The sequence below is a fragment of the Mesorhizobium metallidurans STM 2683 genome (assembly GCF_000350085.1).
Lineage (GTDB): Bacteria > Pseudomonadota > Alphaproteobacteria > Rhizobiales > Rhizobiaceae > Mesorhizobium > Mesorhizobium metallidurans.
Genome location: NZ_CAUM01000166.1, coordinates 1 through 7,528 on the forward strand (window position 1 = coordinate 1; position 7,528 = coordinate 7,528).

General features: G+C 58.6%; 9 protein-coding genes and 1 pseudogene. 3 read left to right on the forward strand and 7 right to left on the reverse strand.

Annotated features, from left to right (window positions below; genetic code table 11):
* From MESS2_RS28445 to MESS2_RS34250, 4 genes and pseudogenes are all read right to left on the reverse strand, one after another.
* On the reverse strand, positions 1-393 hold a 393-nt coding region (locus MESS2_RS28445), incomplete at its 3' end, for an IS110 family transposase (RefSeq protein WP_167332470.1).
* 107 nt (positions 394-500) lie between these two features.
* Positions 501-896, reverse strand: a pseudogene (locus MESS2_RS33895) (ATP-binding cassette domain-containing protein); the annotation flags it as partial.
* A gap of 11 nt (positions 897-907) precedes the next feature.
* Positions 908-2,179, reverse strand: coding sequence for an NAD(P)/FAD-dependent oxidoreductase (locus MESS2_RS28450; RefSeq protein WP_040594212.1), 1,272 nt, complete (start codon positions 2,177-2,179; stop codon positions 908-910).
* Complete coding sequence (locus MESS2_RS34250) at positions 2,179-2,541, reverse strand: aldehyde dehydrogenase family protein (RefSeq protein ID WP_083918711.1); 363 nt, start codon at positions 2,539-2,541, stop codon at positions 2,179-2,181. The genes MESS2_RS28450 and MESS2_RS34250 overlap by 1 nt, the downstream gene beginning before the upstream one ends.
* A 392-nt stretch (positions 2,542-2,933) precedes the next feature.
* Between MESS2_RS34250 and MESS2_RS31700 the strand changes: the two genes are divergently transcribed.
* The 3 genes from MESS2_RS31700 to MESS2_RS34260 all read left to right on the forward strand — a co-directional run bounded on the left by MESS2_RS31700 (position 2,934) and on the right by MESS2_RS34260 (position 4,684).
* Entirely contained in the window at positions 2,934-3,527 is a 594-nt protein-coding gene (locus MESS2_RS31700) for a helix-turn-helix domain-containing protein (RefSeq protein ID WP_008878093.1), read from the forward strand.
* Positions 3,528-3,650: 123 nt separating this feature from the next.
* Positions 3,651-4,160, forward strand: coding sequence for a transposase (locus MESS2_RS34255; RefSeq protein ID WP_008878094.1), 510 nt, complete (start codon positions 3,651-3,653; stop codon positions 4,158-4,160).
* Between the two features lie 233 nt (positions 4,161-4,393).
* Complete coding sequence (locus MESS2_RS34260) at positions 4,394-4,684, forward strand: integrase core domain-containing protein (protein WP_425277764.1); 291 nt, start codon at positions 4,394-4,396, stop codon at positions 4,682-4,684.
* A 213-nt stretch (positions 4,685-4,897) separates the two neighbouring features.
* On the opposite strand, the gene MESS2_RS33650 is transcribed toward MESS2_RS34260, so the two are convergent.
* Genes MESS2_RS33650 through MESS2_RS28470 form a run of 3 tightly spaced genes read right to left on the reverse strand, consistent with a single transcriptional unit; the run spans position 4,898 to position 6,892 of the window.
* Positions 4,898-5,830 (reverse strand): recombinase zinc ribbon domain-containing protein, encoded by a 933-nt coding sequence (locus tag MESS2_RS33650; protein WP_244440108.1) that lies wholly within the window; start codon positions 5,828-5,830, stop codon positions 4,898-4,900.
* Complete coding sequence (locus MESS2_RS33655) at positions 5,824-6,705, reverse strand: recombinase family protein (protein ID WP_008878097.1); 882 nt, start codon at positions 6,703-6,705, stop codon at positions 5,824-5,826. Before MESS2_RS33655 ends, MESS2_RS33650 begins: the two co-directional genes overlap by 7 nt.
* Positions 6,695-6,892, reverse strand: coding sequence for a hypothetical protein (locus tag MESS2_RS28470; protein ID WP_040594211.1), 198 nt, complete (start codon positions 6,890-6,892; stop codon positions 6,695-6,697). Before MESS2_RS28470 ends, MESS2_RS33655 begins: the two co-directional genes overlap by 11 nt.
* Positions 6,893-7,528: the final 636 nt, after the last annotated feature.

Genomic DNA, 7,528 nt, shown 5'->3' on the forward strand with positions numbered 1-7,528 from the left:
CCGTATGGACTCGTGCCCTTCATCGGGAACCCACACCGCGGTCAGCTCGCCGGCGCGCAATAGCCGGGCAAGGGAAATGGCGTCTCGACGGTTCGTCTTCACCCGATCGCCGGGCTTCCTTGGTATCAATGATGGTGCAACCACGGTGCACTCGTGCCCGAGCGACCGGATCAGGCGATAAAGGCCGTACCCGGTCGGCCCAGCCTCATAGCAGAAATGCACGTAATCAAAGCGGCTGGCGATCCGGCCTATGACCCGCCGCATGCTGGTCGCCGACGCGTCGACCTCACCGAAGAACCGAACCTCTCCTTCCCGGCCTGCCTCCGCAATCGCAATAGCGTTCTTAAGCTTCGCAACATCGATTCCGACAAATGCTTCTCTATAATCCGCCACGGCTCGTCCTCCTGTGGTGAGGATCGGCTCGGCCCGTCCGAGCAACCCTCGGACGCGCAGTGTAGGGCGAGCCACCTCATCGGCAGAGGCGGACATACGGTCTTACCTGGAATCTCGGTCACATTCTCAATCAGCGTCATCTGACTCCTGAGGTTGAAACTCTGAAAGATCCATTCCCGATCGAGATCGCACGCGCTCAATTTGGTTACGGTCGGCTGGGACCGAGCCGCCGTGCCATCGGACTTTAATTTAATCTCTTCGCCGTTGACGCAAAAACTCCACTGGTCGGGTTTTCAAGACAGTTGATGCAGCGCAGTATGGTCACTTTACTCGATCCGCCGCCGCCAATAACGGCTACAACTTCCCCCTCGCGCGCCAAAAAACGAAATCCCTTTCAGAACGTCTAGAGAGCCAAATTCTTGGTAAAGGTTTTCAACATGTATTGCGTCGCTGGCAATATCTGAGGCGCCGAGAAAGACCACTCGGATATATTGTAGTCGTATTAGGCAAATTCCTAGGGCTGGCGTTCCTTGGAGAATCTTTTCGGAGAAAAACGGCTGAGATTGTGGCCGGCTGGGTTCCCCTGGATCAGGTCGGCCATGATCCGCCCAATTACCGGTCCCATACCAAAGCCTGCGCCAGAAAATCCTGCCGCCACAAAAAGCCCTCGGCAACTTGAGGTCTCTCCAAGCACCGGAAGTTCGTCCGGCATGAAGTCCATGAACCCCGCCCACCCCCGTTCCAAATTAAAGGGACCTGCTTCCGGATATTCCTGGGCAAACAAACGAGCCGTATTCTCCAAGCGCCTCCAGTCCGGACGAGGATCAAGTGTTCGATGAGTGGTGAAATCAGCGAAGTCTCCCATCAAGTCGCGCACCGCGTGCGAACCGAGACTTAGGCGTAGGTTTCGCCAGTTTCGCGTCGCTGCTGGAAGAAATTTCATGCCATTCAAAAGGCTTTCGCCCGTTAGATCGTGAAAGGCCGCTCGTGCCACAGCGATGTTTACGCGTCCGTCTGAACGTTGCCGGTAAGCCGTTTTTCCCCAAGCCACCAGTTTGCGGATTTCGATCGGCAGAACACCGGTTCTGCCTACGGAGCCTCGAACCCAGAGGGAAGGGTGTCGAATTCCCAATGGTCTAAGCAGCCTGTTGGTCCACGCGCCGGCGGCAACAAGGATGGAATCTGCTTTAACACATCCCTGCTCGGTCCAAAGCGCACAAACTTGGCCATTTTGGGCTTCTATCGAAGAGACACTTGTGAGCTCGAATACTTCAGCCCCTTTTTCACTAGCTGCGCGGGCAAAGGCAATGGTTACTTTCTCCGGTTCTGCACAGCCGTCTGAAGAGGTAAACAGGCCCCCTCTACAATCTCTATCACGATAATGGGGAAGCAAGTGATGGACCTCCTTTGACGTGAGCATCCTGGTGTCCAGGCCATGTTCACGACCTAGGGGAATCCACTTTTCGAAGACCTCTGATGTTATTTCATCATAGACGAGGGAAAGATGGCCCTGCTGATGCCAATCCAAACTAACGCCGAGCTCTGCTTCTAACCCCATCCATAAACGGACCGACTCGATCATCAGCGGTAACTCGGCAGCGTCACGCTCTTGTTGGCGAACGGCCCCCCAGTTTCGACTAGATTGCTCGCCGCCAATGCGCCCCTTTTCGAATAGGCCGACCTTTATACCAGCCCTTGCCAAGTTATACGCCGTCGCCGCTCCCATGATTCCACCGCCTACGATGGCGACATCGTATGCTTGTGCCGCTGCGGATGCTGTTATCATTACAGCCTGATCCACGTGGTTTTTGTTTCGGGGTATTTTTCGAAGGCATGAAGGAAAAGGTCCCGACCATTACCAGACTGCTTGAAACCTCCAAACGGAGTACGGACGTCGACTTGTTCCACCATGTCACATCGTGACCAAGTCCCATTCTCAAATGCGCCCCGCGCAGCCTTAACCGCGCGGTCCACATCGTCCGCGTCACATGCTGCGACTTCGCATAGAATTCTGCCGTTTGCAGGGTTATACTTTCGAAAGGTTTCCCCCGCGAATGAAGAGACATGTTGCTCCCATATAAATGCATCTGTGGGCAAGCTTACAGCCGTTGCACGCGGATCATCCGCGGCGATTTCATGTCCAGACATTGACGTCCTCCCGGGGCTCCGAGAAGGACGACACTATTGTCGTAATGCCTATCAGTCAAGTAATATTCCTAATAGGAGTATCTTGTGCTGTGTCCGCAGAATCCGGTATTGTGGTGACGCATCTGGTTGCAGTAAGCGCAGCCTTAATCCAGTTTTGGCTCTCCTGCCGAGGGGACTGCGTGAGGACCAGCCAGGATCGAATTAGGCGCCTTCATGTTGCACAAAAACAGAGCTATCGCTTTGACCTAACGTGTTGACGTAACGCCTTAATCCTATAGGGAATTTGATATTTCTGCTGGATTTTTTTGAGAGAGTGTCCAGTTCTAGTGACACCCATTTGCCCAACTCTCAAGCAGTCCGGATGAGCGTCATGGCAAACAAAGGGAGATAGAATGAACGTGAAGCGAGAAGCACCTTTATCTGCCCTCCGAATTGGCGCTAAGCTAAGACATGCACGCCTTCTCTTGGGGCTCAGCCTCACGCAACTTGGTGCGAAAATTGGAGTGACAGAAGGCTATCTATCTAAACTGGAAAACGACCGATCTCAGGCCTCAATGGCAACCCTGCACAAACTGACCCAAGCGCTGGGCACTAATATCAGTGAACTTTTCGCTACTTCGAGGGACGATGCAAGCCCTGTTTTCGTAATACGCGCCGAAAAACGTCCTAAGCTCGTTACAGGTCACCGTCGGGCAGGCAATCGTGTCACGTTGGAGACTTTAATACCAAATGGTCCCGGGTCACTTCTGCAAGCCAGCATTCACGTGATCGCGCCAGATGGCGGCAATAGCGAACCTCTTAGTCACGCAGGTCAGGAATTTGGCTTCGTACTACGAGGCGAATTGGAATTGCATGTCGATGGTCAGTCCGTCAATGTGAAAGAGGGGGACTCGTTTTACTTCGAGTCGCCCCTTCCACATTGGTACGACAACGTTAGCAGTGGTGAAACACGAGTTCTCTGGGTGAACACGCCTCCAACGTTTTAAGGACGGCTGTTCTGGCTCGCTGGCTGATTGAGCAAGGCCAAGGTATATCGCTGCTGGTGACCTGCCACGGGTAATTTCCTCCATCTGAGATTAGATAGAGTCCGGCCTCGATTGGACGGACTGATGAAGAATAAGCGGTTTACGGAAGAGCAGATCATCGCGGTTCTGCGTGAGCATGAGGCGGGAGCAAAGGCGGGCGACCTGGCGCGCAAGCATGGGATCTCCGAGGCGACGCTGTATAACTGGAGGCGAAGTATGGCGGGATGGACGTCTCCGATACCAACGGCTGAAAGCCTTGGAATACGAGAACGTGAAGCTGAAGAAGCTGGTCGCCGACCAGATGCTCGAAGCGTCGGCACTGCGCGAGCTTCTTTCAAAAAAATAGTAGGGCCCGCCGCCAAGCGCGAAGCCGTCGCGCATCTGCAGGCCGTCATAGGCGTGTCGGAGCGTCGGGCCTGTTCCTTCGTCGGTGCCGATCGCAAGATGGCCCGCTATCGGTCCCGGCGTCCGCCGGAGACGGAGCTGCGCACAAGGTTACGCGACCTCGCCAACGAGCGCCGCCGCTTCGGCTATCGATGCCTGTTCATTCTGCTCCAGCGAGAGGGCAAGCCATCAGCGGTCAATCGCATCTAACCGCGAGGAGGGCCCGACGGTGCGCAAGCGCCGGGCACGGCGACGAGCGGTCGGCACGCGGGCGCCGATCCTGGTTGAGGCGAAGCCGAACGCGCGCTGGTCGCTGGACTTCGTCCATGACCAGTTCGCCTGCGGCCGGCGGTTCCGGGTGCTGAACATCGTCGACGACGTGACGCGAATGCCTGGCCGCGATTGCGGACACCTCAACCTTCGGCCGTCGGGTTGCTCGCGAGCTGACGGAACTGATCGCCCAGCGCGGCAAGCCGGGCATGATCGTGTCGGACCACGGCACCGAGTTCACCTCGAACGCCATCCTCGCCTGGTCGAAGGATCATTGGGTGGAATGGCACTACATCGCGCCGGGCAAGCCGATGCAGAACGGCTATGTCGGTTCCCTCAACGGACGGATGCGCGATGAACTCCTGAGCCTGTTCTTCGGCCTTCGACCACGCTCGCAGCGCCATCGCCGAATGGAGGGAGAATTTAAATCCTGTTTCATAACACCCATCTGTCTATGCCGTTGAAGTGAATAGGTTTTGCTGATCTGGATGCGATCCCATGGGGTATTTTGGGTTTTGCCGCGCGCGATGAACGATGCGCTGAGCCGCCGGTTCGTCAAGCGTTGATCGGCTGAAGACCCATGGACCGTCCGGCAGAGGATGAACGCTTCGATCTCGCCCGCCGCGGCGGCGAGCCTGAGGGTCTTCGGTGCAACGCCGAGAAGGGCGCCGCCTTCTTCAGGTTAAACATGGCTCTTTGCCGTCCGCCGCTGGCCGGAAGACAGGGATCTTATGATGCGACCTGTGCGCGGTGACCCGCTCGCGTGTCCATCGATTGCCGTGGCCGGTCACCAGTCCATTGCGGTTGAGGATGCCGGCAATCAGATCATCATTGGCGATGAGCACCAGTTGGCGGACGGCCGCGATGATATCGCCGGACGTGCTGTTGCGCTGTCCACGGCGCCGCTTCGGCAGGCGCAGTTCAGTATGGACGCCGCCAACCCAATGGATCAGGAGAACGATCTCGGAGGCTTCGTCATCGATATCGGCGACCACCTCCCGGATGACGATACGAACGATGCGCTTCTTGAGCCTTGCATCCGTCGTCGGCGCCGCCCACACAGCCTTGAGATCGGCGGCGAGCGCGGTGACGTGTATTGGCGACAGAAGTGATGGCTCCGATGTCGAGGCATCATGCGCGGCAATCCTGCTCTCGATCTCGCCGACACGCGTAAGGGCCCGGTTCCATCGCAACTCCAGTTCCGCCGCGACCAGCCGGTTCTGCGGATCGATGGCGTCGTATTGCCTGAACGCCCGATCGGCGCTGTAGCGTGCCGCCTCGCGATCGCGCATTAGAGCATCGCGGACCTGATCGCGGCGACTGGCCGCTTGCGCTTCGGCCTCGACGGCCGCGGCTATCGCTCCCGGCTCGACAACCCGCTTCCTCGATGACGTCGTCGACGCGTAGTCCACCGAAGGCGATGCAACGCGGCTCGCCATTGTCAAGCAGACCACGCCAGCAGGAATAGCGCGGAATGTTGTGCTTGGTTCCGTGTAGCGGACCGTCAGCTTGCGGCCGCAGCGCCGGCAGCGCACAAGGCCGGCGAGCAGAGCGTCGCCATGCTTGGGCGCCCCGTGATGCCGGCTCGTGGGCACGTTGTCGCTCACCATCTTGCGGATCGCTTCCGCCCTTTCCCGCCGACGTAACCTTCGTGTGCACCCGCCTTACGGCGGCTGCGCGAGCGAATGGCTGTTGCATCATATCCCGACGCAGCACGAGTCTTACCATAGGCGTAGGCGCCGCCGTAGATCGGGTTCTCGATCATTCGGTGGATGGTCGCATAGCTTGGCCTGCGCCAGACCACATCGCCATTGTTGCGCTTGGCAGGCAAATCCAGCCCATGTTCGAGGAACCAGAGCAGGGCCTGGCGGGCACTGCCGAGTTCCGCCACCTTGTCAAACACAAGGGTGATGGCCTCCTGCATGCGACGATCGGGATCCTTCTCCAGCCGGTCGCCGACCTTCACAAAGCCGACCGGGGCAGCGACAACGAGTTCACCGCGCCGGGCCTTCTCATAGCGGGCCGACAGGGAGCGCTGACGCAGAGGATCGAGCTCATACTCGTTGAGACTGCCCTTCAATCCCAGCAGCAGCCGGTCATTGCCCTGGCGCGGTGCGTAGACCGTCTCCTGGTCGATCAGCACGGTATCGACGACTCGGCACATCTCGATGAGCTGCTGCCAGTCGCGGCTGTTGCGGGCGAAGCGCGATACCTCCCGCGCCGCAACCGCGCCAACCTTGCCGAGACAGACTGCGGCGACCATCCGGTCGAAGCCCGCTCGCGCGACACCGCCAGCAGCAGAGCGGCCGAGATCGTCATCGACCGTCTCGATGCAAGACCAGCCGAGTGCCACCAGGCGATCGCGCATCGCATACTGCAGGGCGCGGCTCTCACGATTGTGCAGAACCTGATGGGCCGAGGACTGCTGCACATAAAGGATAGCCTTGCGCTCCAGATGGTGGGGCCGGATCTTCTCATGCATCATGTCGCGCCTCCTCCAGTGGAACGATGCGATCGCCGTCAACGTGGTCGAGGATCAGGCGCACCATCAGCTTTGTCAGTGTCAGGCGCGTCTCTTCCGGCAGCGCCTGCCATGGTGGCATCTGCGCTGTCGGCGCGTCGTGCGGGTTGGAGAACAGATCGAACTGATATGTCGTAGGCTGGCGCGGCATGGACCTCTCCCCGATTCGCGTCGTGAGGACCCGATTCTGCGCCCGAATCCTCCAATTGCGATGGCGTGTGGGAATTGGCCGTCGCGTCCTGCAGCAGTGTCACCAAGACGCCAAGCGTTCTGGGATCGACATGTGGGGCAGCGGCAATGCGCCACGCGGTGCAGACCGCGCGATCAAACATCCAGGCCGGAACCTCCAGCCACCGATCGGAGGCGTGGCCGGAGAGACTGCAGCGGAAAACCTCCCGGTCTGCCTTCTCGATCACCTCATGAACGTGAACACAACGCCCGGCCCAAGGATGCCATGGATAAAGAAACTTGCGTTCCTCGGTCCTGTGGGCGTTCTTTCGTCGTGTTGTTCAACACCGCGAGGCCGCATTCCTCGCTCGGCTACCAGACCCCGGCGGCCCATGCCGAGGTCATCACCGCAACCGCTTCCGACGCTGCGCGGATCGAAGGCTTCGCATCTTCGCCGGTTGCTCAACCCGCGCCTTACGGCGTAGCAGAAACGGCCGAGGCTCTAATCGCAACTGGATGAAAGTTCAGTGGCATGTATGGACGGCCTCCGCATGGCAAGGGCTTTTTCACGTTGATGACAGATTGGTCGGGTGCAGGCATGTATTCGGCCTTTGAGTGC